This is a genomic window from Kribbella pratensis (assembly GCF_004366075.1).
GTDB classification, from domain to species: domain Bacteria; phylum Actinomycetota; class Actinomycetes; order Propionibacteriales; family Kribbellaceae; genus Kribbella; species Kribbella pratensis.
The window spans coordinates 315,077-341,422 of sequence record NZ_SODU01000004.1; the positions used below are offsets into that span (position 1 = coordinate 315,077).

General features: G+C 68.1%; 25 protein-coding genes. 7 read left to right on the plus strand and 18 right to left on the minus strand.

The genetic code is table 11. The features are described 5' to 3' along the window. Positions 1-5: 5 nt before the first annotated feature. Genes EV137_RS33960 through EV137_RS33970 form a run of 3 tightly spaced genes read right to left on the minus strand, consistent with a single transcriptional unit; the run spans position 6 to position 4,215 of the window. The gene (locus tag EV137_RS33960) at positions 6-821 is read right to left on the minus strand and encodes a class I SAM-dependent methyltransferase (RefSeq protein WP_134132189.1); all 816 of its coding nucleotides are present in this window, start codon (positions 819-821) and stop codon (positions 6-8) included. A 28-nt stretch (positions 822-849) separates the two neighbouring features. After that, positions 850-3,363: an accessory Sec system translocase SecA2 gene (gene secA2 / locus EV137_RS33965; RefSeq protein ID WP_134005664.1), complete on the minus strand. Its 2,514-nt coding sequence runs from the start codon at positions 3,361-3,363 to the stop codon at positions 850-852. 45 nt (positions 3,364-3,408) lie between these two features. Then, positions 3,409-4,215 (minus strand): GNAT family N-acetyltransferase, encoded by an 807-nt coding sequence (locus EV137_RS33970; protein ID WP_134132190.1) that lies wholly within the window; start codon positions 4,213-4,215, stop codon positions 3,409-3,411. 106 nt (positions 4,216-4,321) lie between these two features. Here EV137_RS33970 and EV137_RS33975 point away from each other — a divergent pair, with 106 nt between their 5' ends. Continuing rightward, positions 4,322-4,921 carry an AMIN-like domain-containing (lipo)protein gene (locus tag EV137_RS33975; RefSeq protein ID WP_202871269.1) on the plus strand — a complete coding sequence of 200 codons (600 nt, stop codon included), beginning with the start codon at positions 4,322-4,324 and terminating at the stop codon, positions 4,919-4,921. Positions 4,922-4,975: 54 nt separating this feature from the next. Here the strand turns inward: EV137_RS33975 and EV137_RS33980 are convergent, their stop codons facing one another. The 5 genes from EV137_RS33980 to EV137_RS34000 form a co-directional block, all read right to left on the minus strand. After that, entirely contained in the window at positions 4,976-6,994 is a 2,019-nt protein-coding gene (locus EV137_RS33980) for a GxGYxYP domain-containing protein (RefSeq protein WP_134132191.1), read from the minus strand. A 208-nt stretch (positions 6,995-7,202) separates the two neighbouring features. Next, positions 7,203-7,940: a hypothetical protein gene (locus EV137_RS33985; protein WP_134132192.1), complete on the minus strand. Its 738-nt coding sequence runs from the start codon at positions 7,938-7,940 to the stop codon at positions 7,203-7,205. An 11-nt stretch (positions 7,941-7,951) separates the two neighbouring features. Beyond that, a complete protein-coding gene (locus EV137_RS33990; protein WP_134132193.1) occupies positions 7,952-10,024 on the minus strand; it encodes a M64 family metallopeptidase in 2,073 nt (690 codons plus the stop codon). A gap of 110 nt (positions 10,025-10,134) precedes the next feature. Beyond that, complete coding sequence (locus EV137_RS33995) at positions 10,135-10,653, minus strand: hypothetical protein (protein ID WP_134132195.1); 519 nt, start codon at positions 10,651-10,653, stop codon at positions 10,135-10,137. Between the two features lie 28 nt (positions 10,654-10,681). After that, positions 10,682-11,191, minus strand: a complete 510-nt coding sequence (locus tag EV137_RS34000; protein ID WP_202871270.1) for a DUF1990 domain-containing protein — start codon at positions 11,189-11,191, stop codon at positions 10,682-10,684. A gap of 49 nt (positions 11,192-11,240) precedes the next feature. On the opposite strand from EV137_RS34000, the gene EV137_RS34005 reads away from it, so the two are divergent. Further along, positions 11,241-11,963 (plus strand): class I SAM-dependent methyltransferase, encoded by a 723-nt coding sequence (locus EV137_RS34005; RefSeq protein ID WP_134132196.1) that lies wholly within the window; start codon positions 11,241-11,243, stop codon positions 11,961-11,963. On the opposite strand, the gene EV137_RS34010 is transcribed toward EV137_RS34005, so the two are convergent. The 3 genes from EV137_RS34010 to EV137_RS34020 all read right to left on the minus strand — a co-directional run bounded on the left by EV137_RS34010 (position 11,923) and on the right by EV137_RS34020 (position 14,761). Continuing rightward, positions 11,923-12,519 carry an ABC transporter permease gene (locus EV137_RS34010; protein ID WP_134132197.1) on the minus strand — a complete coding sequence of 199 codons (597 nt, stop codon included), beginning with the start codon at positions 12,517-12,519 and terminating at the stop codon, positions 11,923-11,925. The genes EV137_RS34005 and EV137_RS34010 overlap by 41 nt on opposite strands. Beyond that, entirely contained in the window at positions 12,516-13,790 is a 1,275-nt protein-coding gene (locus tag EV137_RS34015) for a DUF1349 domain-containing protein (RefSeq protein ID WP_134132199.1), read from the minus strand. The genes EV137_RS34010 and EV137_RS34015 overlap by 4 nt, the downstream gene beginning before the upstream one ends. Before the next feature lie 62 nt (positions 13,791-13,852). Next, entirely contained in the window at positions 13,853-14,761 is a 909-nt protein-coding gene (locus tag EV137_RS34020; RefSeq protein WP_134132200.1) for an ATP-binding cassette domain-containing protein, read from the minus strand. A 111-nt stretch (positions 14,762-14,872) separates the two neighbouring features. Between EV137_RS34020 and EV137_RS34025 the strand changes: the two genes are divergently transcribed. Together EV137_RS34025 and EV137_RS34030 are read left to right on the plus strand one after the other, a co-directional pair. Further along, positions 14,873-15,535, plus strand: coding sequence for a response regulator transcription factor (locus EV137_RS34025; protein ID WP_134132201.1), 663 nt, complete (start codon positions 14,873-14,875; stop codon positions 15,533-15,535). After that, positions 15,532-16,545, plus strand: a complete 1,014-nt coding sequence (locus tag EV137_RS34030; protein ID WP_134132203.1) for a sensor histidine kinase — start codon at positions 15,532-15,534, stop codon at positions 16,543-16,545. Before EV137_RS34025 ends, EV137_RS34030 begins: the two co-directional genes overlap by 4 nt. Here EV137_RS34030 and EV137_RS34035 read toward each other — a convergent pair. The 6 genes from EV137_RS34035 to EV137_RS34060 all read right to left on the minus strand — a co-directional run bounded on the left by EV137_RS34035 (position 16,530) and on the right by EV137_RS34060 (position 21,675). Then, the gene (locus EV137_RS34035; protein ID WP_134132204.1) at positions 16,530-16,883 is read right to left on the minus strand and encodes a GntR family transcriptional regulator; all 354 of its coding nucleotides are present in this window, start codon (positions 16,881-16,883) and stop codon (positions 16,530-16,532) included. The two genes, EV137_RS34030 and EV137_RS34035, sit on opposite strands and share 16 nt — an antisense overlap. 12 nt (positions 16,884-16,895) lie before the next feature. Continuing rightward, positions 16,896-17,321: a VOC family protein gene (locus EV137_RS34040; RefSeq protein WP_134132205.1), complete on the minus strand. Its 426-nt coding sequence runs from the start codon at positions 17,319-17,321 to the stop codon at positions 16,896-16,898. Positions 17,322-17,353: 32 nt separating this feature from the next. Beyond that, complete coding sequence (locus tag EV137_RS34045) at positions 17,354-17,779, minus strand: helix-turn-helix transcriptional regulator (protein WP_134132207.1); 426 nt, start codon at positions 17,777-17,779, stop codon at positions 17,354-17,356. A gap of 106 nt (positions 17,780-17,885) precedes the next feature. Next, positions 17,886-19,661, minus strand: coding sequence for an aspartate--tRNA ligase (aspS, locus tag EV137_RS34050; RefSeq protein ID WP_134005693.1), 1,776 nt, complete (start codon positions 19,659-19,661; stop codon positions 17,886-17,888). Continuing rightward, complete coding sequence (hisS, locus tag EV137_RS34055; protein ID WP_134132208.1) at positions 19,658-20,989, minus strand: histidine--tRNA ligase; 1,332 nt, start codon at positions 20,987-20,989, stop codon at positions 19,658-19,660. Before hisS ends, aspS begins: the two co-directional genes overlap by 4 nt. Continuing rightward, on the minus strand, positions 20,986-21,675 hold the full coding sequence (locus EV137_RS34060) for an MBL fold metallo-hydrolase (protein ID WP_134132210.1): 690 nt from the start codon (positions 21,673-21,675) through the stop codon (positions 20,986-20,988). The genes hisS and EV137_RS34060 overlap by 4 nt, the downstream gene beginning before the upstream one ends. Before the next feature lie 260 nt (positions 21,676-21,935). On the opposite strand from EV137_RS34060, the gene EV137_RS34065 reads away from it, so the two are divergent. The 3 genes from EV137_RS34065 to EV137_RS34075 all read left to right on the plus strand — a co-directional run bounded on the left by EV137_RS34065 (position 21,936) and on the right by EV137_RS34075 (position 25,427). Continuing rightward, positions 21,936-23,162 (plus strand): DUF349 domain-containing protein, encoded by a 1,227-nt coding sequence (locus EV137_RS34065; protein ID WP_134132211.1) that lies wholly within the window; start codon positions 21,936-21,938, stop codon positions 23,160-23,162. Between the two features lie 57 nt (positions 23,163-23,219). Further along, the gene (locus EV137_RS34070; protein WP_134132212.1) at positions 23,220-24,083 is read left to right on the plus strand and encodes a type IV toxin-antitoxin system AbiEi family antitoxin; all 864 of its coding nucleotides are present in this window, start codon (positions 23,220-23,222) and stop codon (positions 24,081-24,083) included. An 84-nt stretch (positions 24,084-24,167) separates the two neighbouring features. Beyond that, positions 24,168-25,427: a hypothetical protein gene (locus EV137_RS34075; RefSeq protein WP_134132213.1), complete on the plus strand. Its 1,260-nt coding sequence runs from the start codon at positions 24,168-24,170 to the stop codon at positions 25,425-25,427. Between the two features lie 172 nt (positions 25,428-25,599). Here the strand turns inward: EV137_RS34075 and EV137_RS34080 are convergent, their stop codons facing one another. After that, positions 25,600-26,346 carry a hypothetical protein gene (locus tag EV137_RS34080; RefSeq protein WP_134132215.1) on the minus strand — a complete coding sequence of 249 codons (747 nt, stop codon included), beginning with the start codon at positions 26,344-26,346 and terminating at the stop codon, positions 25,600-25,602.

Below are 26,346 nucleotides of genomic sequence, written 5' to 3' on the forward strand. Positions count from 1 at the left end.
CGAAGTCAGAACCGGAACCGCACGATGCGCGTGGATCGTGTGAAGCCCGGGATGAGGTTCATCAGGCGGTACAGGCGACGTACGGTCGCGGGCGCCTTGCTCATCAGCACCGGTGCGTCGTTCATCGGCGCCTCGTCGACGTACTCGAGCCGCGGGTGCCAGTCCGCCAGAGCGGCCGGGTCGTCGAAGCCGGACCGGAACAGCGCGTTGTACCTGCGCCCGACCGGATCCCACTTCGACATGCGCCAGGCGCCGACCGACACCGTGTCGACCTGGATCTGACCGGTGGGAAACGCGTCGACGACGCTGGTCAGCAGCCGACGGATCTCGGTCTCGGTGAGGTAGGGCAGCAAGCCCTCGGCGATCATCAGCCCCGGACGGCCGCGCGGTATGCGTTCCAGCCAGGTCAGGTCGGTGACGCTGGAGTCGATCAAGGTGTAGTGCTCGCGCGGCGGGAGGATCTGCCGGCGCAGTTCGATGACGGACGGGTAGTCCAGGTCGTACCAGTCGACGGTGGCCGGCGGATCGATCCGGTACACCCGGGCGTCGAGACCGCAGCCCAGGTGCAGCACCACCGCATCCGGATGATCGGCGAGGAAGCCGCGCGCCCAGTCGTCGTGCGCCTTGGCGCGCGCCACAGCGGACAGACCGATCTGGCTGGTGCCGAACCTGCGGCTCTCGTACGCCGGATCGAGGCGGCGCATCGCCAGCTCGGCGTACTCGTCGCCGAGGATCGGGTCCGTCAGCCGATTGTCCAGCGCCTTGGCCCGCAGGACCGGGGCGAGGGTCCGCTGTACTCCGACGAGATCACCGTCTTGCACACCGACGACGGTACTCCCGCCCGGCCGGCTACTTCTTCCGGTCCTCGTCGTCCGCGTCCCGCAGCTCCTCAGGCAGGTCATCAGCCCCACCGTCAGAGTCGTCGTCGGCGTCGCGGAGTTCTTCGGGGAGGTCCTCGTCGTCGGCGTCGCGGAGCTCTTCGGGGAGGTCGTCCTCGTCGAACTCCTCCGGGAGGATCTCCTCGGGCTCGGAGACCGATTCGGGCTTGATCGCGTTCCGCAGCCGGCCGAGGATCCGGTCCGCCTCGGTGCCGAACGGGTTGTCGTTGACCAGGTACGTCCAGGTCGCGGTCGGCCGCGGGATCCCGCTGCTCTCCTCGTTCAGCCCGTCGGAGGTGATCTCCGCCTCCGCGAACGTCTCGGCCGCGTCCTTCCAGGCGTCCTCGATGAGCGTGTCGAACGACGCGATCGCCGACTTGTTGAACTCGTCGATCGGCTTCAGGTGCACGATGCCGCCGGCCAGCGACCGCAGGTGGATGCCCTCCCGCAGGTCCGCCAGGTAGGCCAGGTGGTCGGTCCAGCGGCGGTCCAGGTGGCGCAACGCGATCCGCCGCACCGCGGCCTTCACCACGTCCTCGCCGACCTCGTCGACCAGTTCGTCGTACCGCTCCTTGGCGCGCTCGGCGAGCTCGTCCGCGGCCAGGTCCTCGGTCAGCACCTTCTCGCGGGTCTCGAGCAGGATCGCGCGCTGCTGTCCCGTGAGCCGGTTGTACTGCCACGTCGTACGGTGCAGCTCCGCGTTCGCGCCGTCCGCGACCCGCTGGGCGTGCTCGAGCACACCGACCGACTTGCGGTCCGTGAGCCGGCCGGTGTCGTCCGGGTGCGGGCGGAGGCCCGACGAAACGGAGTACCTCGTGACGAGCTCGTCGGCGAGGCTGGCGAAGAACAGCGACCCACCCGGGTCACCCTGCCGTCCGGCGCGACCGCGCAGCTGGTCGTCCAGCCGCCGCGACGCGTGCAGACCGGTGCCGACGACGTAGAGGCCGCCGAGCTCGATGGCCTTGTCCTTGTCGTGGGTCTCGTCCTTGCCGCCCAGCCGGATGTCGGTACCGCGGCCGGCCATCTGCGTCGACACGGTCACGGTCCCCGGCACACCGGCCTCCGCGATGATCGCCGCCTCCTCGGCGTCGTTCTTCGCGTTCAGTACGACGTGCTCGATCCCGGCCGCCGCGAGCTTGTCGCTGAGCTGCTCGGACTCCTCGACGCTGTGCGTGCCGATCAGGATCGGCCGTCCGGTCTCGTGCACCTCGCCGATGTGCTTGACCAGCGCGTCGTTCTTCTGGTCGACGGTCAGGTACAACCGGTCCTGGTCGTCCTTGCGGATGTTCGGCTTGTTCGGCGGTACGACCGCGACCTCGACGTCGTAGAACTCCTGGAGCGACTCCCCCACGACGACCGCCGTACCGGTCATGCCGCACAGCGACTTGTACTGCTTGATCAGCGCCTGGACGGTGATGCTGTCGAGCACCTCGCCGGAGTCGCTGACCGGCACGGCCTCCTTCGCCTCGACCGCGGCCTGCAGACCGTCCGGCCAGCGCTGCAGCTTGGCGATCCGGCCGCGGTTGTTGTTGATCAGGCTGACCTTGCCGTCGCGGACCAGGTAGTCGACGTCCTTGCGCAGCAGCACCTCGGCGTGCAGCGCGACGTTGATCTGGGTCAGGGTGTCGAGGTTCTCGTCGTCGTACAGGTTGACGTCCTCGCCGAGCGCCTTCTCGACCTTGTCGGTGCCGCGATCCGTCAGCGCGACCGTCCGGCCGTCGCCGTCGATCTCGTAGTCGACCCCCGCGCGCAGCGTCCGGACGAGCTGGACGACATCGTCGTCGAGGGCCTCGTTCCGGGTCGCGCCGGCGAGCACCATCGGGACCCGGGCCTCGTCGATCAGGACCGAGTCGGCCTCGTCCACGAGCGCCACGTCCGGCTCGACGGTGACCCGGTCCGCGACATCGGTGACGAGGCGGTCCCGCAGTACGTCGAAACCGATCTCGCTGACCGGGACGTAGCAAACCTCCGCCTGGTACGCCTCGCGGCGCTCCTCCGGCGTCGACGCCTGGCCGACGTGCGACACGGTGACGCCGAGCAGCTCGTACACCGGGCCCATCCACTCGGCGTCGCGCTTGGCCAGGTAGTCGTTGACCGCCAGCACATGCACCCTGCGGCCGCCCACGGCGTACCCGGCGGCGGCGATCGCGCCGGCCAGCGTCTTGCCCTCACCGGTCGCCATCTCGACGACCCGGCCCTGCAGCATCGCCAGCGCGCCGACGACCTGGCCGTCGAACGCGCGCTCGCCGATCGCGCGCTTCCCCGCGTCCCGGGCCAGCGCGAGGAACTCGATCTGCTCGTCCTCGTGCAGCCCGCCGGTGGTGCGCAGTTCCGCGACTGCCTCGGTGAGCTCTTCGTCGGTCAGGGAGAGGACCGATTCCTCCGCCTCGCCGACCAGCTGGGTGAGCCGTTCGTACGGGCCGAGATCGATCGAGCCGGGGCGCTGCAGCAGCCGGCGGAAGCGAGAAGCGATTTTCAGGGCCATGATGCAGGCAACGTACAGCCTTGGGCGGTCGTTCCGCAGGTCAGGTCAGGGTGTCCATTGGTAGGGCGTGGTGGTGGTGACCGCGTACAGGCCGAGTTTATGCAGGATGGGGCGGGAGTCCTCGGAGGCGTCGACGCGGAGGAACTCGTAGCCGCGCTCCTTCGCGAGGCGGGCGCGGTGGGCGAGCAGTGCGCTGTAGATGCCCTGCCGGCGCCACTCCGGCAACGTGCCACCGCCCCACAGGCTCGCGAACCCGGTGCCCGGGTGGAACCGGATCCAGGCGGCCGACACGGCGGGTCCGTCCGGCCCTTTCAGCGCATCCTCGACCAGGAACACCGACAACCGGTCCGGGAACATCCGCGCCTCCCCCGCGAGCCGCTCGACGATCCGTTCCGGACCGTTGTGCCACAGCGCGTCGGTGAGTACGCCGATGCGCTGGTAGTCGCCCGGCCCGTCTGCCTCCCGCAACCGCACCTTCGACGGCAGCGCGGACGGCCGCTCCAGGATCCGGTCCACCTCGCCGAGGATCAGCGTCTCCGGCTCCTCCTGCGTGAACCCGGCCCGGACCAGCCGCTCACCAAGGTCGGCCGGCTCGTCGTACGCGTACGTCTTCCACTCGAACGGCAGGCCGCGCTCCCGGAAGAACGCCACCTCCTTCGCGATCACCGCGTCCGGGTCGTCGCCCAGCCCGCGCGGTGTCTCGACGAACCCGGCTCCCTCGGCGCCCTCGACGTACGAACGGTGCACCATGCCGTCAGGGCCGTCGTGCTCCTGCTTCCAGCCGGGGATCGCGTCGGCGTCCGGCAACCGGATCCGGCGGTGGAAAACCTCGAGCAGCTCTTCAGGAGTCATCTGCACATCGTGCCCGATCGACTACCTGAAATCACCGGGCTCGAAAGTAAACCAGTTGGCCACTGGTGTCGTCCAAGTAAGTGTCCTCATAAGGGGGGAACACATCATGAACATCCATCACAAACTCACCAAGACGATCGTCGCCGGCCTCGCAGTCCTCGCAGTCCCCGCCGCCGCGTTCGCCGCGCCGGCGCTGGCCGGATCGTCCACCGCCCCCCGCAGCACCTCGACCGTCTCGACCGCGTCCTGCCCGCGCGGCTGGGGATCATTGCCCGAGGCAAACAGCCGGATGGTCCAGTCGCCGGTCACCGACATCCGCACCGGCCGGCACGCCTGCTACGACAGGCTCGTCGTCGATCTGGGCGGCCGCTCTTCCGGGTACGACGTCCGGTACGTCGGCACCGTCCACCAGGACGGCTCCGGGTTCGTGGTGCCGCTGCGCGGTGGCGCGAAACTGCAGATCGTCGTCCGCGCGCCGTCGTACGACCTCAACTCCGGCAAGGCGACGTACACGCCGAAGAACTCCAAGGAGCTGACCAACGTGGCCGGCTACCGCACGTTCCGGCAGCTAGCGTTCGCCGGCAGCTTCGAGGGTCAGACGACGATCGGTCTGGGCGTCCGCGCCCGGCTCCCGTTCCGCGTCTTCACCCTTGCGGGACCGGGCTCGAACTCCCGACTGGTGATCGACGTCGCTCACCACTGGTAAGCCCCCACAAAAGCGGCCGCCCGTTCCCCGCGGGCGGCCGCGCCCTGTGTCTGACTACAGCACCCTGTTGAGCAGGTCGTAGAAGCTGTTCGCCAGGATCACCTCGTACGGGTCGCTGAGCAGCGCTCCGAGTTCGGCCATGTCGGACGGCGACCACGACCAGGCGCCGATCAGACCCGACACGAACAACGGGCTCGCACCGTCCCAGTTCGCGATCCGCTGGTCCAGTGCGGCCTTGAACTCGGCCGCCTTACCGGGTGCGCCCCAGCCGCCGGTGATCGGCAGACCACCTTGGCGGACGGTGAGCGGGTCGCCGTCCCAGGTCTGCATGATCCCCTTGGTCGGCGTGTACTCGGCGTACCCCGAAGCGATGTCCTCCGACAGCAGGATCCACTTGCCGTCCTGCCGGCCGCTGTACGCGTACACGACGTCCAGTCCGGTGCGGCTCATGAAGCCGCCGGTCATCTTCAGGTACTGCGTCAGCTCGTCGGGCTTCCACGAGGCTGGGTACGTGTACCCGCCGCCGGACGGGCCGCAGACCAGGAGGTCGTTCGCGGTCGCGGTGCGCTGGAAGTAGCTGTACAGACCTGAGCCCGTCTCGGCGAGCAGCGGGCTGATGGTCCAGTTGGTCGGCACCTGGCCGCGTTTCGGGTCGTCCCAGATCTCGCGCAGCCGGCGCTGGCAGTACTGGATGTTGTCGCCTTCGCCGAAGGTCAGGGTCACGTAGACCTTGTTCTTCGCCTTGTCGATCCGCCGTACCGGCCGGGGCTTGTCGGAGATCGGCGCGGTGAAGCCGGCGTGCACCGTGCCGTTCATGTAGAAGTCGGCCGCGACAACAGGCGAGCCGCCCTTGCTCGCGAGGTCGACGCCGTCCCACTCACCGGAGACGTCGTTCGCGAACCAGCCCATGTACGGCGCCAGCGTCGGGTACTTCGCGTAGTGCTCGATGAGCAGGTCCCCCGTCGCGCCACCGGGTGGTAGCCAGCTCACCAGGGCCTTGGTGGCCACCACGTAGTCACGGAAGTACGGGAACGGCTCGATCCGGGTCGGCGACGTGTCGGTCGCGGAGACCAGGTACTGGTTCCACATCTCCACGGTCACGACGAGGGACGTCGTACCCGCCGGCGGTTCGAAGCGGTAGATCCAGTAGTTGCCGCCGTCGGCGAAGCGGTTGCCCTCACCGCCGATCGAGGAGTGCGAGCCGTCGAACAGGTACGGCGCTTCCTCCGGGCTGTTCGGTTCGAACCGGGCGATCTCGGCGCCGTTCGCCGTCACCACCACGTGCAGGATCGACGCGCCCCAGCCGTCGTCGGTGAACGAGTCCGCGAACCGGACGTACACGGCCTCCTTGCCGAGCTTGGACGACACGTCCAGGTTGTAGGTACCGCGGTTCGACGAGTCGCGGATCTGCTGGGTCTCGCGGGCGATCTCCTGCCATTGGACGCCCTCGACGTCGACCACGCGGGTCGGCGGGAGGCCGGCGAGCAGCTTGTGGGTGACCTTGGGGAACAGGTTGTCCAGCTGCCAGCGATACGTCTTCACTCGGTCGTCGTCGAACATCCCGCGCAGGTCCTTCACGATCCTGAGACCGTGCGCCTTCGCCTGATCGGCGTCGGCGACGACCGCGTTCTCGAGTCCGGCGAGCGTCGTCGCCACGTTCAGCGAGTCCGGTACGGCAGGGTCGTGCACGACCGCGCCGCGGATCCGGCCGCGGTACTTGGCGACCAGGTCCAACGGGTTCTTGTACAGCTTGGTCGGCAGGTGCATGTCGGCCAGCCATTTGGCGTCCGGCACGCTCACCGTGCCGGTGTCGTAGAGGAAGTACAACTCCGGCTCAGTACGGTTGACGATGCCTTGCAACGTTGTCAGCAGGGTCTGGTCTCCCCCGCTGAGCTTGCTCACATCGCCGTAATCCAGGTGTCTCGGGCGGTTGAACACCGGCAGCAGCCGAGCGGGGCCGCCGGACGTCGATGAAACCGCAGCCTGCGCTGTCGTCATGAGCCCCGGAACCAAGCCGAGACCACCCGCCGTCACCGCACCGCTGCCCGCCAGGAACGCACGTCTCGAAACCATCGCGACCACTCCCTGAGGTTGACATCGATGTCAAATCAGCCCGGAATCTAGCAACGCCAGGAGTGCGTGTACATACCTCACTACACCGTTGACCCGACTTTCTTGGAATCGTTTCCGCCAAGCTACGATCAGGACCGGGGACAGGCAATGGTGTCTGGGGACAGGTCATAGCCTGTCCCCAGACACCATTGGGTGGTCCCAGCTGCGGTCAGCGGCCGGTGGCGGTGCGGCCGCCGCGGGCTTCGATCGCCTCGGGAAGGGTGGACTCGGGCAGGCCGACGAGTTCGGCGACCTGGGTGAGACGACCTTCGAGCTGGTCGCCCAGCGGTGCGGCTCCCAGCCGGTCGGTACTGGCCGGGTCGTCGATCCGATGCAGCCGGACGTGGATGCCGCTGCGGGTCTCTTCGGTGACGTCGGCGGCCGGGACGCGCGCGGTGAACTCGTAGATCTCCCGCGGCGTCACGTTGTGCCCGCGCAGTTCTTCCGGGCCGTCGAGGCTCGGGAACGAACGCTGCGTGGCCGGGTCCGTGACGGTGCCGGCGTGCAGCAGCCGGTCGTCGTACGTGACCTCGTACGCGTTGGCGCCGTGAAAGGTCGTCGACTGGGCCAGCGGGCCGTCCACCAGATGGCTCTCGACGACCGTGAGTCGATCGCCACGCACCCGGATCCGGAGGCGTACGTACTGCTCCTGCGGGTCCCCGGTCTGACGCGGTTGCGCAGCCTGCTGATCCGGCCACTCACCTGCGGGTTGTTGCGTCCGTGCGGCGGCATCCGGGTCGAAGGCGGGTTTGGCGGACCGCGTCGGGTCCGGACGGGCCTGGTCGCCCTTCACCGGACCGGCGTACGGCGGTACGGCGGCGTGCCGGCGGCGGACCTCTCCGGCCGGTGGCTTCGACGGCCGGCGATTCCGGGTGGCAGAACGCTCCATGCCTTTGGGTTGCTTCATCGTCGGCTCCCTTACCAGTTCCGGCCGTGGCGGTAGTTGTGGATCCAGCGGTAGTAGATGCGGTCGAGCGTGATGCCCCGCCGCCCGTTGATGACGCCGAACCAGTCGGTGTTGTGCACGTACAGCTGCGGCCGGCCGCTGCGTCCGGTCATCCGGGCCGGCTCGAACCGGTCGACCGAGCCAAGGTTCCACTCGCCGACCCAGTCGCCCACGTAGTCGGCCTTCAGTTCGATCCCCGAGCTGAGCATCCTCCCGAGATACTCGGTCGACCAGTCCTGGGCGTTCCACGCCCACAGGTCGCAGCGGCCGGAGCCGTCGATGTCGGCCGCGAAGAACTCGTCGTGCCGCGCCAGGCCGTCCCAGCCCGGTACGTCGCCGTCGTACCGGTGGACGTACGCGAGCCCGGACCCGGTCGACCGGAACATGCCGAGGTACGGCATCGACCAGTCCTCGCCGTTGAACACGAACACGTCGCACTTGCCGTCGCCGTCGAAGTCGCCGAGGATCAGCCGGTCGTGCTGCGCGAGCCCGCCCCAGCCCGGGATGTCGCCGTCGTAGCGCTGCATCATCGTGTACCCGCCGGCGTTCGCGCGGAACAGGCCGGCGTACGCCATCGACCAGTCGTCGCCGTTGAAGACGACAAGGTCGTCGGTGCCGTTGCCGGTCAGGTCGCCGACGAAGAACTCGTCGTGCCGGGCCAGTCCGCCCCAGCCCGGGATGTCGCCGTCGTAGCGCTGGCTGACCCAGAAGCCGGTGCCGGTCGAGCGCAGCAGGCCGACGTACGGCATCGACCAGTCGTCGGTGTTCACGACGACCAGGTCGTCGCTGCCGTCGCCGTTCAGGTCGGCGACCAGGAAGCGGTCGTGGGCCGCGAAGCCACCCCAGCCGGGGATGTCGCCGTCGTACCGCGCGACCAGCCGGAGACCACCGGCGCCGTCCGACTTCAGCAGGCCGAGGTACGGCATCACCCAGTCGGTACCGTTGAAGATCGCCACCTCGTCGGTGCCGTCGCCGTCGAAGTCGCCGACGTACACCTGGTCGTTCGGCATGAACTGCCACGACCCCGGGACCCGTTCGACGGCGCTGAAGCTGTGCTCGAGCGCCGTACCATCGGCCCGGAACAGCTGGATCGACGTGCCGTGGTGCAGCAGCAGATCGCTGCGGCCGGTGCCGTAGAAGCGCCCGGCGTAGGCGTTGCGGAAGGTGTGCTCGGTCTCGTGGTCGCGGGCGGTCTTGATCGACGTGTAGCAGACCGGGCAGTACGGCGGTGTGTTGCCCTTCATCCGGCAGTTCTCGACAGGGCGGTACAGGCCGGTGTTCGCCGTACCGCCGCCCTCGAACAGGCCGATGTCGGTGTTGCTGTTCCAGTCGGCCGGTCGCGGGCCGTTGTTGTAGTCGGCGGCCGAGCCGATGCCGGTCGGCAGCGGCGTGGCCGGTGCGATCAGGTGTGCCCACTTCGTGGTGGCGCGGTCGGTGATCGTGGTGAGGTTGATCCAGCCCTGCTCGCCACCGGTGTACGCGCCGCCGGCCGAGTACTCGTCGGCGAAGCCGCCGATGCCGTGGCCGAACTCGTGCGCGATGACGGTCCAGTTCACGCCCATCGGCACGTGCGCCCGGCCGCCGCCCCCGCAGCCGCCGTAGTTCGGGTTGTTGAGTACGACGAGCAGCTCGTTCCAGTCCGGCACCCACTTGTTCAGCGCGGCCTGGATCCGGGCCTCGGTGTCCGGCCCGTACTCGAGCCAGCAGTGCGCCCAGGAGCCGCTGAAGATCATGCCGAGCGCCGTGTCGTGGATCGTCTCCGACGAGACGGTGTCGTCCGACGAGTCGGTCGGCGTCCCGTGCTCGTCGTACGTCCGGACGCTGACTCCCGAGTCGACGGAGTCCAGATTCACCCGGTAGATGTTGTACGCCGACGCGTCCTCACTGAAGTAGTCGTGCCCGAAGACGCCGTCGATCAGCGTCGTCTGGACCCAGCTGTTGTACGCGACCTGATCCACCGCGGTGAACCCGTCACCGAGCACCGCGATGTTCCTCTTCGTTCCAGGTGGCCCTGCCTTACGCAGCACAGTCATGCTGTCAGCCATTGCTCCCCCTTACGCCCCGGCGCCCCCAACGAACACCCCACTACCAAGGCGGAGCCCGGAGCGGTGCCGGTGATACAGGATTGGCCGATGCAGGGTTGGCTGATGCAGCGTCAGGCTCTGCGGCGGGGGAAGCGCGAGCGGAAGGTGCCGTCGTACTCGAGGTGGACGTAGCCGGAGGAGTGGACGGTTACGGCGAAGAAGGCGACGAGGAGGAAGACGATGCCGGCGGTCATGGTGATGTGCCAGAAGGCTGCTGTGAGGCCGACGAAGGCGGAGGCTTGGGCGATCGCCTTCGCTACGCCGACCAGCCGCGAACTGGTCACACGGTGACGGAACGCCTCTTGGCGGTTCAGGAGCAGGAGCGCGGCGAGCAACGGGATCGAGACGGCGAACGCGATCACGCAGATCTTCGCCGTCAGGTCGAGCGGCGAGACAGTCAGGAACGGCTGCACCACCACCAGCCCGGCAGCAGCCAGCCCGCCGTAGATCAGATTCGACTGCCGAATCCACTCCTCCTGTACTGCGGGATCCGCTTTCGCGTCCTCCACGTCCACCTGGATCTGCTCGGCTTGCGCCTCGGCTGCCTCGCGGGCCGCCTGCTCGATCCGGTGGTCCTCGTCCTCGTTCATACGCACATCTTCCCGGAGCCGCGGGCAGTCAGCGCACCATGGCCCTCTGATAGCGGCGGCGATACCAGCGTTGGGCAACGAGAACCGCCGGAAAGGCCAACCGCCACAAACCTCGGCCGGGCCGTGTCATGGACCGTATCGTCAGCCACACCGCCCCATCGGGTGAGCGGTGCACGACGAACGCTTCCTCACCCGAGACGGGGTGGCCTTGGCGCGTGCCGTAAGCAAAGCCATGGCGGTCAGGCCGAGCGACCACGGCGACAACCCGAACCGGCTCTCTCAGGGTGTACGGACCGAGCGCTGCGAGCAGCGTGTAGTCCTGTTCTTCCCGAACATCGACAGCGGGTTGGACGGAAAAACCGCTGCGGGTCTTGATGGTCCACTGCCCCATGGCAGCCGTCGCAACGTCCCAACACTCCAGCCCCTGTCCGATGCGGGTCGTCCGCTCGACGCATCGATAGCCACGCGGAACGACGGTCCAGACGGGGTCAGCAACGCACGTCGCCCCGACGGCCGCGTACGTCAGGCCTGTTGTCACAGCCCCAAATTACGTGGCTGGCGGGAGCAGGGCGAGACATAGTAAGCGCGTGCGGTACTACTACGCGGAGCATCAGGCGGCCTACCGGCGGCTCGGGCGGGACGGTATGACGCAGTGGAACGAGCTCTTCGGTGAGAGTTGGACGTTCGACGACTTTCCTAACCGGGCGTTCCTCGAAAGCGTTCTCGATCGGCTGCCCGCTTCGGGTGAGGTGCTGGAGTACGGATGTGGCACCGGGCCGGCCGCGTGCTTTCTTGCGGCGCGTGGTTTCCGCGTCGACGCGATCGACCTGATCCCGGAGGCGATTGCCCTCGCCCGCCGGTTCGCGCGGCGGCGAGGGGTGACCGTCAACTTCAGCGTGCAGGACATGTGCGCGATGCCGGCCGGGAGCAAGCAGTACGACGTGATTCTCGACAGCTACTGCCTCCAGTCGATCGTCACGGACCCCGACCGTGCCAACGTCCTCGCCGCCGTACGGGACCGCCTGAAGCCCAACGGCCACTACATCCTCTCCACGGCCATGTACGACCCGGACCGCGTCTACGAGGGCGACTTCCGGTACGACGCCCTCACCGGCATCTGCTACGAAAGAACCACCGGCCCAGCGGACGACGCCGTACAACTCGACAACACGTGGTACCTCCCCCACCGACGTCACCTGCGTCCGGAAGCGCTCCGCGCTGAACTGGAGCGCGCTGGCCTGCGGGTCGTCTCACAGGACGGCGGCAACGTCATCTCAGTCGGAGCGTTCCGACCAGAAGCGCACCAATAGACCACGCGGTGAGTACGGGAAGACCTGCGGTCATCGGAGCAAGCTCTTCGACCACGCGAGGGTTTGCGACCAGTGGTGCGAGGATCGGCGGAAGGTAGAGCAGGCCGAGCACGCTACCGATCGCGACCGCCGAGTCGTGTACGACGGCGGCCACTCCGACGCTGAGGACCGCGATGAGGACCAGGTACGTGACCGCTCGGGCCGCGGCGGGTAGTTCGAGGCCTTCGGCAAGCCCGACCAGAGACATCGCAGTCCCGAACACCGCAACCACAACCGCGACTACCAGTGCCTTTGCTGCCATCACGGTCGCCCGGCTGGGCACTGCAGCAAGCGTCGTATGGATGAGGCCGGTGCTGTACTCGCCACTGACCACAAGCACGCCCAGTACTGCCACAGGTGCCTGCCCGGCGTACACGCCGCTGAGCAGGACCTTGGTGCCACAGGTAGTGGCAGCCGCGCAGACAGCAGCACTCAGGGCAACAGTGACGATCACAGTGACCAGAAGCAGCCACGCCGCGCCAGGCGTCGTACGCAACTTGGTCCACTCGGCTCTCACACATCTCTCCGGCGAAGTAGTACTGCGGCAACCGCCAGAGCAACAGCGGTGTACCCACACAGCACAGCCAAACCAGCCCACGGCGCCAACGGGTAATAGCCATTTGCGGGCGTGTAGACGCTGTCGACCTGGGGGTAGCGAGTCAACGTCTGCTGTACGGCGAATGCAGCGGCCGGAGTGACCCGTGTCATCCACTGCGCCACCGACGGCGGCAGGAACGGCGTAAGCGCCAGGAGGTACGGCAGCACGGTCACAACGACCACGGTGGTGACGGCTGTCGCACTGCGCCGCAGAATGAGGCCAACACTCAATGCCAGAACAGCCGTGATGGCTAGTACTGCCGCCGTGCCGACCTCAGCCCGAAGCAGTGCCAGCGGACCGGCTGGAAACACGTAAGCACCGAGGCCGCGAACCACCCGCAACCACAGCGGTACTGCGAGCGCACTGGCCAAGAGAGCCGCTGCGAACGTCGCACCGGCGAGCACCGCGGCCTTCGCGAGCAGCACGCGGACTCGGCCGGTGCCGGCGCTCAAGCTCAGCCTGATCACTCCGTACCGATACTCCGTCGTGACCATCAGGGTGCCCACGACAACGATCACGATCAGGGCCGGGAAAGTACCGAAGAGCAGGTCGCCGACGGCAACTCCCACCGGTACGTCGCTACGGGTCGCAGGGCCGAGATCACCGCGACCCGTCATTGTGAAGCCTGCATCTGAAGAGACAACGCTCCCAGCCCAGTCGGCGACCGGCCAAGCGCCAGCCAGCTCCGGGCGGCTGAACACCGCGGTCGCAGTGTCATCGGCGATAGCGATACCCCTGATCCGAGACGGGCAGGCAACGAACAGCCCTGCCTGCGCAGGGCCGCTCAACTGCACCTTGTCGACCACTGTCCACCGAGAGCCATCCGCCGACGCCTCACCGGTCACCGTGCCTCCGGAACGCGTCAGCCGCAACCAACGCACCGCCGGACCGGCCTTGTCGTACAGGTAGTCGTGCTGCATCCGTACGCCGTGCCCGCCGGTGACCATGATCGCCGCGTACCGCGACCCCGCCCTGACCATCAGCCCGGCCTTCGCCCACGGCCCGTCCTGCTCGGAGGACAGCTTGCTGACGGCAACGGTGATCTGACCGTCTCCGGTCAACGGCCGGTGCACGAAGGAGTAGGAGTTGTTGACCGGCTGGCCATCAGGCCCTGTCACGGGAGACGGCTCGTCACCCGGCCCGCCGCCAAGACCGGTCACAGGGAACAGCAGGATCAACAGAGCCGCCATGACAACGCCTCGCACCCAGCCAGGCACGGACCGGAACTTGGTGAACTCCGCCCGCAACAGGTTCACGCCGGCGCTCCCCGGTACTCGACGGCGTCGCCGGTCAGGTCCAGGTACGCCTCTTCCAGCGTCGCCCGGTGCGGCGCGAGCTCGGAGAAGGGCAGGCCGTTGGCCGTGAGCACCGCCACGATCTGCTCGGCCGCAAGACGCCGTACGACGAGTCCGTCGGCCTCCACCACCTGGCCGCCTGCAGCTGTGAGTGCTGCGGCGACCGCCTCTGGTGCACTGGTCCGCATCCGCACCCGATCACCCGAGACCGCCGCGATCAGCTCGGCGACATTGCTGTCAGCGATCACCCGCCCGCGACCTACAACAACCACGTGCTCGGCCATGTCCTGTAGCTCGCTCATGAGGTGGCTGGACACCAGTACGGCCCGCCCCTGCTCGGCCAGAGAGCGCAGGAAGCCGCGCAGCCACACGATGCCTTCGGGGTCCATGCCGTTGAACGGCTCGTCCAGCATGATCGTCGGCGGATCACCCAGCAGCGCAGCCGCGATACCGAGCCGTTGCCGCATGCCCAGCGAGTAGCCGCCGGCCGTACGGCGACTCACGGACGCCAGCCCGACCTGCTCGATCACCTCGTCCACGCGACGCGTGCCAAGACCCTGTGTCTGTGCAAGCCACAAGAGGTGGTTACGGCCGCTCCGCGCCGGGTGCAGAGCCGATGCGTCCAGCAACGAGCCCAGCGAACGCAGGGGGCACCTCAACGACCGGTACGGCTGGCCACAGACCAGTGCGTGTCCCGCATCAGCAGTCTGCAACCCCAGGATGATCCGCATGGTCGTGGACTTCCCAGCGCCATTGGGTCCGACGAACCCGGTCACCCGCCCGGGCCGTGCCGTGAACGTCATCCCGTCCAGCGCGGTCGTCCCGCCGTACCGCTTTCGCAACTCCGCGACCTCGATCGATGTCATGGCATGGTTTGTACGCGGGCCGCCGTGACGCCTCGGTGCGCTCGCCTGTCACCTGGTTGTCACCAGCCGCCTGGCATCGTGAACCGCCGTACGTCGAGAGGAGCTGGGCAGATGAGAGTGCTGGTGGTTGAGGATCACCAGACGCTGAACCGGCTGATCGCCACCGGCCTGCGCCGCGAGGCGATGGCTGTCGACACGGCCCTCGACGGCCGGGACGCGCTGGAGCGGATGGCCGTCACGCGGTACGACGTCGTCGTCCTGGATCGCGATCTGCCCGAGGTGCACGGCGACGAGGTCTGCCGGCGGATCGTGTCCGGCGGAGCGGGCGAGCGGGTGCTGATGCTGACCGCTGCCGGGACGGTGCGCGATCGGGTCGAGGGGCTCGGCCTGGGTGCCGACGACTACCTGCCGAAGCCGTTCGACCTCGCGGAGCTGGTCGCCCGCGTACGGGCCCTGGGACGGCGAGCCGCGCCGGCGCTGCCGCCGGTTCTGGACAACGGCGATCTGAGCCTGGACCCGAACCGCCGGGTCGCGTTCCGGGCCGGACGGCGACTGGAGCTCAGCCCGAAGGAGTTCGCGGTCCTCGAACATCTGCTCTCCGCCGGCGGTCGCGCCGTACCGGCCGAAGAGCTGCTCGAACGTGTCTGGGACGAGGCAGCCGATCCGTTCACGACAACGGTGAAGACCACGATCGGGCGACTGCGCGGCAAACTCGGCGACCCGCCGGCCATCCACACCGTCCGCGAGGGCGGCTACCGGATCGACTCCCCATGACGGCCCTTCCCCGACTCCGCACCCGGCTCGCCCTGCTCCACACCGCGCTCGCCTTCGGAGGCAGCATGGTGGTGCTGGGAGTCGTGGCGCTGGGGATGTTCAACGGCAGCCACACGACCAGCGGGTCCACGGACAACCTCACCGCCGTACTGCGCTATGCCGCCGTCGCCCTCGTACTACTCGCAGCAGCCTCGATCGCCCTCGGCTGGTTCATCGCCGGCCGGGCGCTGCGTCCGCTCGACACGATCACCCGCGCGGCGCGAAGCATGTCCGCTCAGGACCTGGAGACCCGGCTCCGCATACCGCCCGGATACAGCGAGTTCACCGAGCTGGCCGGCACGTTGGACGGCTTGCTGCGGCGGCTGCACGAGTCGTTCACCGCGCAACGGCAGTTCGTCGCCAACGCGTCGCACGAGCTGCGTACGCCGCTCACCGTGCAGCGGACGCTCCTGCAACTCACGCTGGCCGACCCTGATGCGTCCGCCGACACACTCCGATCGGCGTGTGAAGAACTGCTGGATCTCGGCCGGCAGCAAGAGCAGTTGATCGACGCGCTCCTCACCTTGGCGACCGGCTACGACGGAATCGCCCGGCGAGAACGCTTCGACCTCGCCCACCTCACGTCGCAGATCGTTCTGGACCACCAGGCAGAAGCTGAGGCCCGCGCCATCCGGCTCCGCACCTCGTTGACCCCGGCCTCGATCACGGGCGACGTACCGCTGACGGCCAGCCTGGTCACGAACCTGATCGCCAACGCCATCCGCCACAACGTCCCCGGCGGCACCGTCGACATCGCCACCGCGGACAGCCGTCTGACTGTCACCAACACCGGCCGCAAGATCCCACGCGACGAGATCAGCCGGCTGACCGAACCGTTCCAGCGTGCACAGTCTCAAGGGCACGGCCTCGGCCTCGCCATCATCACCGCCGTCGCGCGTGCCCACGGGGCCCAGCTGACCATCGAGCCCAACCCGGCCGGCGGCCTTCACATCACCTACCAAGCGCGCTGAAGGATCTCCGCGGCTTCGGCGAATGACAAACCGGCCTCACGAGCAGCTCGGGCGAGCTTCACGGCAGCGGTGTGAGTCGCGGCGTCGTCGATCTGGCTGCGGGAGGCCAGGACGAAGGTGCCGTTGCGGCCGCGCGTCTCGACCAGGTGGTCGGCTTCCAGTTCCTTGTAGGCGCGCGCGACGGTGTTCACGGCCAGCCCGAGGTCCAGGGACAGCTGGCGCACGGTCGGCAGCCTGGTCCCCCGCGCCAGCTCGCCCGCGCGGATCAACGCCTCGATCTGCGAGCGGACCTGCTCGTACGGCGGAGTCAGCCCGACCGGATCGACTGTGATGTCCATCCGGTCAGCATCTCAGGTGAAGTCCTCCGCGGTGTACGGGCGCTGCTCCACCAGGACCAGCCAGTTGCCCGAGTTGTCGCGCAGTACCGCTTCCACGCCGTACGGGCGGTCCGATGGTTCCTGGATGTACTCGACGCCCTTGGCGGTGAGTTCGGCGAAGGTCTTGCGGCAGTCGTCGGTGGCGATGCCGAAGCCGTGCAGGGTGCCCTTCGCCATCATCCGCTTGATCGCCCCGGCGGCCTCGTCGTCCAGCGGTGGCCCCGGCAGCGCGAGCTGCAGCTCCAGCTCCGGGTGGTCGGCGTGGTGCACAGTGCACCAGCGGAAGTCGGGCAGGCTCACGTCGTTCTTCAGCACGAACCCGAGCTTCTCGGTGTAGAAGGCCTTCGCTTCGTCGATGTCGTCGACGAAGACACTGATCAGGCTGATGTTGGTGATCACGGCAGCTCCTCATCGTTGCGTTCAGTACGACGCTAGGCCCCGGACTCCCCCGCCGGCTTCTCCGGAATTGCGGAGTTCAGTCCCAGCATGAACACGAAACACCCCGGGATCCGCGCGCCGGTCTGCGTCCGCTGGTACCGCGTCGGCGTCATTCCCACCAGCTCGGTGAACCGCTGCGAGAACGACCCGAGGCTGCTGTATCCGACCATCGCGCAGACCTCGGTCACGGTCAGGTTCGTCGCCCGCAGCAGATCCGTCGCGCGCTCGATCCGCCGGCGCGTGACGTACTGCATCGGAGTCTCGCCGTACGCCGCCGCGAAACACCGCAGGAAGTGGTACTTCGACACCCCCGCCGCGGCCGCCAGCGCGGTCAGGTCGAGCGGCTCGGCATAGTTGCGATCGGCAACGTCCCGCGCCCGCCGCAGATGCGGCAACAGCTCCACCGGTACGACGCTCACCTCAACGAGCCTAGGCCCTGTCTTGAGACGGCGGGCGTTGTGAAGAGCTAACCGAGCCTGTTCACAACGCCGCCACTTTCCTCCAAACCTCAGGAGGGCTCGACCCCTACTTGTCCTTGGGCTCCGGCTTCGCGTCCACGCCCGCTTCCTTGCGCTGCTCGGGCGTGATCGGCGCCGGCGCCGCGGTCAGCGGGTCGAACCCGCCGCCGGACTTCGGGAACGCGATCACGTCGCGGATCGACTCGGTGCCGGCCAGCAGCGCCGTGATCCGGTCCCAGCCGAACGCGATCCCGCCGTGCGGCGGCGCGCCGAACTTGAACGCGTCGAGCAGGAAGCCGAACTTCTCCGACGCCTCCTCGTCGGTCAGCCCCATCACCTTGAAGACCCGCTTCTGCACGTCCTCGCGATGGATACGGATCGAGCCGCCGCCGATCTCGTTGCCGTTGCAGACGATGTCGTACGCGTACGCCAGCGCCGACCCCGGATCGGTGTCGAACGTCGCCAGCGAGTCCGGCTTCGGCGACGTGAAGGCATGGTGTACGGCGGTCCACGCGCCGGACCCGACCGCGACGTCGCCCGCGGCGGTCGCGTCGTCGGCCGGCTCGAACAGCGGCGCGTCCACGACCCACACGAACGACCACGCCGACTCGTCGATCAGACCGCCGCGGCGGCCGATCTCCAGCCGGGCCGCGCCGAGCAGCGCCCGCGACGTCTTCACCGGGCCCGCGGCGAAGAAGATGCAGTCACCCGGCTTGGCGCCGACGTGGTCGGCGATGCCCGCGCGCTCCTCCTCGGACAGGTTCTTCGCGACCGGCCCGGCGAGTTCGCCGTCCTGACCGACCAGCACGTAGGCCAGTCCGCGAGCGCCCCGCTGCTTGGCCCACTCCTGCCACGCGTCGAGCTGCTTGCGCGGCTGGTCTGCGCCACCCGGCATCACGACAGCACCGACGTACGGCGCCTGGAACACGCGGAACGGTGTGTTCTTGAAGTACTCCGTGCACTCGACGAGCTCGAGGCCCATCCGCAGATCCGGCTTGTCGGAGCCGAACCGCGCCATCGCCTCGCCGTACGTCATCCGCGGGATCGGCGTCTGCACGTCGTACCCGACGAGCTTCCAGAGCGCCGTGAGGATCTCCTCGGACAGCGCGATGATGTCGTCCTGGTCGACGAAGCTCATCTCGATGTCCAGCTGGGTGAACTCCGGCTGCCGGTCGGCGCGGAAGTCCTCGTCGCGGTAGCAGCGGGCGATCTGGTAGTACCGCTCCATACCAGCGACCATCAGCAGCTGCTTGAACAGCTGCGGCGACTGCGGCAGCGCGTACCAGCTACCTGGCTGCAGGCGGGCCGGCACCAGGAAGTCGCGGGCGCCTTCCGGCGTGGACCGGGTCAGCGTCGGCGTCTCGAGCTCGACGAAGTCGTGCTTGGCCAGCACCTCGCGGGCGGCCTTGTTCACCTCGCTGCGCAGACGCAGCGCCGAACCCGGGCCCTGGCGGCGCAGGTCGAGGTACCGGTACTTGAGCCGGATCTCCTCGTTCACCGGCGTCGCGTGGTGCTCCTCGACCGGGAACGGCAGCGGAGCCGCCTCGTTCAGGACCTCGACCTCGGTCGCGATCACCTCGATCTCGCCGGTCGGCAGGTTCGGGTTCGCATTGCCCTCCGGACGCGGCGAGACCTCGCCGACGATCTTCAGGCAGTACTCCGAACGCAGGCCGTGCGCGGCGTCCTCGTCGCGGATCACGACCTGGACGGTGCCGGTCGAGTCGCGCAGGTCGATGAACGCCACGCCGCCGTGATCGCGTCGCCGCGCCACCCAGCCCGCCAGAATCACCGTCTGCCCGGCGTGCTCGGCACGCAACGAGCCTGCGGAATGGGTACGGATCACGAGTTCTCCTCTTGCGTCTTGATGCTTGGACGTAGGTCTTGAGCCGGCGGGGTCCAGGTCGCCGCATCCGCGGGCACCTGCTCACCACTGCGGATGTCCTTCACCTCGGGCCCGTGCTCGGTGCTGAACCAGACGAACGGAATACCGCGGCGATCGGCGAACTTGATCTGCTTCCCGAACTTGGCCGCGGCCGGCGCGACTTCCACCGCGATCCCCCGCCCCCGCAACTGGATCGCCGTCCGCATCGCCTCGGCCCGGTCCTCCTCCGAGTTCAGCGCGATCAGTACAGCAGTCGGCGTACGCCGGGACGCGGTCACCAATCCCTTGCTGATCAAGCGGTGCACCAGCCGCGACACACCGATCGAGATCCCGACACCGGGGTACGTCGTCTTGCCGTCGGAGGCCAGCGAGTCGTAGCGTCCGCCGGAGCAGATCGACCCGTAGCCCTCGTCACCGATCAGCTGGGTCTCGTAGACCGTGCCGGTGTAGTAGTCGAGGCCGCGGGCGATCTTCAGGTCCGCGACCAGCAGGCCGGGCGCGTGCTCGTTCGCCGCCGACATGATCTGCGACAGCCGCTCGAGGCCCTCGTCGAGGATCTCGTGCTGCACGCCGAGCGCCCGTACCTGATCCGCGAACGACGCGTCCGTCGACGAGATCTCCGCCAGCCGCAGCACCTGCTTCGCGGTCTCCGCGGACAGACCCGCCGCGGTCAGCAGGTCGGTGACCTTGTCCGGGCCGATCTTGTCCAGCTTGTCGACGATCCGGAGCGCTCCGGTGATGTCCTCGATGCCGAGACCGCGGTAGAAGCCCTCCGGGATCTGCCGGGTGTTCACCTGGATCCGGAACGGCGGGATCGGCAGCTTCCGGAACGCGTCCGCGATCACCAGCGGCAGCTCGACCTCGTAGTGGAACGGCAGGTCGCCGCTGTCGATGATGTCGATGTCCGCCTGGGTGAACTCGCGGTACCGGCCCTCCTGCGGGCGCTCACCGCGCCACACCTTCTGGATCTGGTAGCGCCGGAACGGGAACACCAGCTTGCCGCTGTGCTCCAGCACGTAGCGGGCGAACGGGACGGTCAGGTCGAAGTGCAGACCGAGGGCCGCGTCCTCGTCGGCGCCGGCCGCGAGCCGGCGTACGCCGTAGATCTCCTTGTCGGCGTCCTCGCCCTGGTCGGACAGCCGCTCGACCGGCTCGACCGCGCGGGTCTCGATCGACGCGAAACCGTGCAGCTCGAACGTCTCCCGGATCACGTCGAGGAACTGCAGCTCGACGATCCGGTCCGACGGTAGGAATTCGGGAAACCCGCTCAGAGGGGTCACCTTGCTCATGAGTTCTGTGTCTCCAGGTCCTGCAAGTAGGGGTTGGTCGCCTTCTCCCGGCCGATCGTGGTCTGGCCACCATGACCCGGCAGGACGACGATCTCGTCGCGCATCGGCAGGATCTTGGTGGCCAGCGTATGCAGCATCGCCGGATGGTCGCCGCCAGGCAGATCCGTCCGGCCGATCGACCCGGCGAACAACACGTCACCGGAGAACAAGACGGCGGGCACCTCTTCCGGCCCGTCGTACGGCGTGGTGAAGGTGACCGAGCCGCGGGTGTGACCCGGGGTGTGGTCGACCGTGAACCGGAGCCCCGCCAGCTCGAGCGCCTGCCCGTCCTTGAGTTCCGACACCTCGTCCGGCTCGGCGAAGGCGTGATCGCCGCCGAGCAGCATCCGCGCCGTCTCCGGGCTGATCCCGGCCATCGGGTCGGCGAGCAGGTGCCGGTCGTCCGGGTGGATCCAGGCGGTCGCGTCGTACGTCCCGCAGACCGGGAGGACGGAGAACATGTGGTCGATGTGACCGTGCGTGAGCAGCACCGCGACGGGTTTCAGCTTGTTCTCCCGGACGACTTCCGCGACACCCGGTGTCGCGTCCATCCCGGGGTCGACGACGATGCACTCCGCGCCCTGGCCGGTGGCGACGACGTAGCAGTTCGTACCCCACGGTCCCGCGGGGAACCCGGCGATGAGCACGGCAGACCTTCCTGGAACGGGGTTCGGGACCCACCAAGGTTACCCGGGTGGTTCGCCGTACTTCGAACCGGATTGTGATGCAACCCCGTTGCGCCTGAGCTGGGAGTTTGTGATTGTTCAGGGATAAGCCTTTGCACGCCGGAGGCTTGAGCGTCGAGAAGGCAGCTCGACGCGCCCAGGCGGGCCCTGTCCGCGTGGTTGGACCGGGGACTGACCAGAATGGGCACGAGCGCAGTGCATACCGCCGGAAGGGGCGAGTTGTGGCCGGAGAGAACTGGGGCCGGGTAGCCGAGGACGGAACGGTCTTCGTACGGACGAAGGACGGTGAACGGGCGGTCGGCCAGTGGCCGGACGCGAACCCCGAGGAGGCGCTCGCCTTCTACACCCGCCGGTACGACGCGCTGGCGTTCGAGGTGGAGCTACTGGAACAGCGTGTGCAGGCAGGCACAGTTTCTCCGGACGACGCCCGCGCTGCCGTGAAGAAGGTCGCTGCCTCGATCGAGGGCGCACAGGCGGTCGGCGACCTGGACGGGCTGCTGGCCCGGCTCGAAGCGCTCACCCCGCTCGTCGCTCAGCAGCGCGAACGGCGCAAGGCCGAGCGGGCCGCCAAGGTCGAGGAGGCGCGCTCCGCCAAGACCAAGATCGCCACCGAGGCCGAGACCATCGCGGCCGGCACCGACTGGCGCCACGGCGTGACCCGCCTGCGCGAACTGCTCGACGAGTGGAAGGCACTCCCCCGGCTCGACAAGTCCAGCGACGACGAGCTCTGGCACCGGTTCTCCTCCGCGCGTACGACGTACACGCGGCATCGCAAGCAGCACTTCGCCGAGCTGTCCTCGAAGCGCGAAGAGGCAGCTGTGGTGAAGGAGCGGCTCGCGGCCGAGGCGGAGTCGCTCGCGGGGTCGACCGAGTGGGGTCCGACGTCCGGGCGCTTCCGGGACCTGATGCGGCAGTGGAAGGCCGCCGGGCCGGCGCCTCGTGAGGTGGACGACAAGCTGTGGGCACGGTTCCGCGCCGCGCAGGACCTGTTCTTCGGCGCGCGGGACGCCGTACAGGCCGAGGAGAACGCCGAGCAGGTGCAGAACCTGCAGGCCAAGGAAGCGCTGCTGGCGGAGATCGAGACCATCCTGCCGGTCGAGGACGCCCGCACCGCCCGCGAGCAGCTCCGGGAGTACCTGGACCGCTGGGACCAGATCGGCAAGGTCCCGCGGGACTCGATGCGCGCCATCGACGGACGGCTGCGCGCCGTCGAGCAGGCCGTGAAGGCGGCCGAGGACGAGGTCTGGAACCGCAGCAACCCCGAGGCCCGCGCCCGCGCGGAGGCGACCGTCAAGCAGCTCCAGTCCCTGATCTCGGACCTGGAGAAGCAGGCCGCCAAGTTCGAGGCCCAGGGCAACACCCGCAAGGCCACCGAAGCCCGCGAAGCCATCGCCGCCCGCCGCGAATGGCTGACCCAGGCCCAGAACGCCCTCAACGACTTCAGCTGACCCCAACCCTGTGGACAACTTCCGGCACCGGAACGGCGAATCAGTCATCCTGCTGGGATGTTCGAGTACGACCAGCCGTTCTACTTCGCCGGCTTGCCCTTCACCGCCCGCCAGGTGCCTCGCAAACTTGCCTGGCTACTGGCCCGCGGCGAGATCCGCCAGTTCCTGAAAGGCGTGTACGTCGACGTCCGGGTACCCGACTCCCCCACCCTCCGCGCCGACGCCCTGCGACTGGTTGTCCCATCCGACGCGATCATCTGCGGCCGGGCCGCAGCCTGGCTCCACGGCATCGAAACCACGGCCCTCGGACCTGAGCCCATGGTCAGCCCACACTGGACCTTCCTCGAACAGCCCTTCGTCGAAACGCAGGGTCTGAAGGTGATCACTCCGGCCGCGACGGCCATCGAGCTCGCCAAGAACCTCAGACTCCCGTTCGCGCTCTCGGCCGTCGATGCGCTCCTCCATGCGGGGGTGGTCAGCTTCCATGAGCTCACAGCAGCGGCCGCGGCGTACTTCGCCGAAGACGTCAACTCTCTGGCCGCCCGCGTCATCCGCTACGCCGACCACCGCGCTGCCTCGCCCGCGGAGTCCTGGCTGCGGTTGCGGCTACTGGATGCCGGTTTCGGGCGGCCGGATCTCCAGGTACGTGTGGAGGGGCCGGACCGGGTGTATCGGCTTGACGTCGGGTATCCGGATCGGCCCGTCGACGGGCGGCGGCTCGGCCTCGAGTACGACAGCGACGAATGGCACTCGAGTACGAAGCAACAGCTCCGCGACGAAACCCGCCGTACAGAACTGGACGCCTTGGGCTGGCACATCATCTCGGTCCGCCGCCCCGACCTCTGGGGCTCCTACCCAGCCTTGGAGCTAGCCGTCGGCAGCTTCCTCTGTCAAGAACCACGGCTACCGCGGCGGTGGTGAGACGCGACGACATCGACGAGTACGAGCGGGCGATCGGGCTGCAGAAGGATCCTGTGCGGACTGGGATAAAGTCGTCTCGGCACGATGGGTGGGGTGGAGTGCGTCACCGTACGGGCGAGGCCTGAAGGGGGAATCGTGGATAACTCTGAAGAAGAGATCCCTCAAGAAGTCACGGTCCGACGCTTGGGCGAGGAGGGATCGGAGCTCGCCGTCTTCGAGTTCCAAGGGAAGTTGCGAGAGCTGATGATCTCCAGTCTCCGCGAGGGCTACCTCACCACCGGGAGCTACGTCCCGGACGCGAGGGCCGTCTCTCCGCAAGGTGCGCTGTCGTTGGCTGTCGCAGGCGCGGCGACGGGAGCTACCGCGCTCTCGGCAGCGTTCTCGTCGACGCTCTTCATGGCGACTGCCAATCCCGCGACGCTGATGACCCTCGGCAACGGCGTCGGTAGCGCCGTGATGGGAGCCGGTGGGATCGTCGGACAGGCGGCGTTCATCCCCGTGGCGAGCTCACTTCCGGTGGTGGCGCCGATCCTCGCGGTCCTGGCGCTCAACACGGCAGTGATGATGCAGCAGTTCAAGCAAGTCGATCGGAAGCTCGACAGCATCAAGAGCGCCTTGGACAAGGCGATCGCCAGGAGCGAAGCGACGCACGCGGGCAAACTGCTCGCCGCCTCCAGGACCGTCGACGACGTCTACCGGCAGTACGGTATCGAAGGGTCATTCTCGAACGACATGCTCGTGCGCCTCGCGCTCGCGGAACGCGACGTGAGAGCACTCGCCGCCAGGTTCCGGCAGCTTGTCGAAGCGCGCAGCGCGACGAACGTCGATAACCTCAACGAGGTTCAGGAGGCGAACTACGACGCTCACAGCGCGATGCTCGCCTCGTTCGTGGAGCTCCGTGTCTCCTATCTCCGGGTCTGTGTCGATATGCAGGAGAATCCGAAATCAGTCACCTCGTCAATGGAATACCTGAAGTCGGTCATCGACGACGGGATCGTGTTCTGGCAGCAGTTGCAGGACCGATCGCGAGGGCTCAAGGACGAGATCGGTCAGCTCGAGGCGAAGCTCCAGGACATGAACTGGGCGGCACGTAACCTCCCAGGCGGTGAGGGCGCCACGCTCGAGAAGGAACTCGCGAAGCGCAACCGCGCGTACCGGTCGACGATGGAGAGCGAGCGGGAGATCATGAGCGAGTTCCATTCGCTCATCGAGTCCGCCCGAACGACTCGGAAGGCGCTCGAGGCGTCTGGGCCGACGAACGGCGCCACCTCGCCGACCCTTGTCTACTGGAAGGACGAGACGGGCGAGCATTCGTTCGTGACGGAGAAGAACCTCATTTCCTGATCGGCCACGACGTCGACGAGTACGAGCCGGAGGAGCATGCGGTCATGCCCCCAACCACCCGGTTCACCCATGGGCTGATGAACCGGGTGGTGTGGGATCCGCTCGCCCCGGCGGGGACATGGTGCCCGCGTGGCGACCAGTCCGGTGCGGCGGGATCGAACCCAGCGCCGAGTCAGTCGTTGTAGCGGCGGCGGGCCATCATGAGGATCCCCAGGGCGAGCACGCCGGCTGACCCGGCGATCGGGAGGAAGTAGTGCTTGGTCGACCTGACGGTGGTTGACGCGGTCGTGTCGTAGCCGCCGGCCACGCCGTTCTCGTTGTACTGCGAGCCAGGCAGCTTGTCTGAGTACCGCTGCGAGACGAGTTCCTGGTACGCCGTGACGGTGATCGGTCGGGCGCCGATCGACTTGACGGCCGACTGGTTCAGCGGTCGCACCTGAGTGCCGGAGAGGGCGTACCAGGCGCCGACCTGAGGCTCGGTGAAGACGAGTGCTCCGGCAGCGGCCGACACCATCCGCGCCTCGGTGTTGCCGGAGGCCACGTTGACCGCATGCCAGGCGCCCGTGGCATCGGGCGTGGTGAAGACGGTCAATGTCCGACCGCCTTGCGCCGCGGTGGTTGCGGCGTACCAGAAGGTCGCAACGGGAGCCGACGCGTCACGCACGAAGGCAGGGTTGAGCGCGTAGATCGGCTGCGTGTCCCGCACGACACTCGCCGCGGCCTTCGCCGTACCTCCGGCCTTGCCCAGCAGGCTCAGCGCCTCGGACGAACGCGCGGCATTGGTTGCCTTGGACAACTCGGTCGGAGCGACCGGCTGCGGACCCGCCGCATCGGCCAGACCGGCGGCAGCGAAGGTGAAACCGAGACCAGCAGCGAGTACGGCGGCGCAGCGGAGCAGGACGTTCTTCGGGCGGCGCAT

Excerpts from the sequence above, each read along its gene's own strand:
- secA2 (WP_134005664.1), bottom strand. The coding sequence starts at position 3,363 with ATGGCCCTGAAAATCGCTTCTCGCTTCCGCCGGCTGCTGCAGCGCCCC.
- EV137_RS33970 (WP_134132190.1), bottom strand. The coding sequence starts at position 4,215 with ATGACTCCTGAAGAGCTGCTCGAGGTTTTCCACCGCCGGATCCGGTTG.
- EV137_RS33975 (WP_202871269.1), top strand. The coding sequence starts at position 4,322 with ATGAACATCCATCACAAACTCACCAAGACGATCGTCGCCGGCCTCGCA.
- EV137_RS33980 (WP_134132191.1), bottom strand. The coding sequence starts at position 6,994 with ATGGTTTCGAGACGTGCGTTCCTGGCGGGCAGCGGTGCGGTGACGGCG.
- EV137_RS33985 (WP_134132192.1), bottom strand. The coding sequence starts at position 7,940 with ATGAAGCAACCCAAAGGCATGGAGCGTTCTGCCACCCGGAATCGCCGG.
- EV137_RS33990 (WP_134132193.1), bottom strand. The coding sequence starts at position 10,024 with ATGGCTGACAGCATGACTGTGCTGCGTAAGGCAGGGCCACCTGGAACG.
- EV137_RS33995 (WP_134132195.1), bottom strand. The coding sequence starts at position 10,653 with ATGAACGAGGACGAGGACCACCGGATCGAGCAGGCGGCCCGCGAGGCA.
- EV137_RS34015 (WP_134132199.1), bottom strand. The coding sequence starts at position 13,790 with ATGGCGGCTCTGTTGATCCTGCTGTTCCCTGTGACCGGTCTTGGCGGC.
- EV137_RS34020 (WP_134132200.1), bottom strand. The coding sequence starts at position 14,761 with ATGACATCGATCGAGGTCGCGGAGTTGCGAAAGCGGTACGGCGGGACG.
- EV137_RS34025 (WP_134132201.1), top strand. The coding sequence starts at position 14,873 with ATGAGAGTGCTGGTGGTTGAGGATCACCAGACGCTGAACCGGCTGATC.
- EV137_RS34030 (WP_134132203.1), top strand. The coding sequence starts at position 15,532 with ATGACGGCCCTTCCCCGACTCCGCACCCGGCTCGCCCTGCTCCACACC.
- EV137_RS34035 (WP_134132204.1), bottom strand. The coding sequence starts at position 16,883 with ATGGACATCACAGTCGATCCGGTCGGGCTGACTCCGCCGTACGAGCAG.
- hisS (WP_134132208.1), bottom strand. The coding sequence starts at position 20,989 with ATGAGCAAGGTGACCCCTCTGAGCGGGTTTCCCGAATTCCTACCGTCG.
- EV137_RS34070 (WP_134132212.1), top strand. The coding sequence starts at position 23,220 with ATGTTCGAGTACGACCAGCCGTTCTACTTCGCCGGCTTGCCCTTCACC.
- EV137_RS34075 (WP_134132213.1), top strand. The coding sequence starts at position 24,168 with ATGGGTGGGGTGGAGTGCGTCACCGTACGGGCGAGGCCTGAAGGGGGA.
- EV137_RS34080 (WP_134132215.1), bottom strand. The coding sequence starts at position 26,346 with ATGCGCCGCCCGAAGAACGTCCTGCTCCGCTGCGCCGCCGTACTCGCT.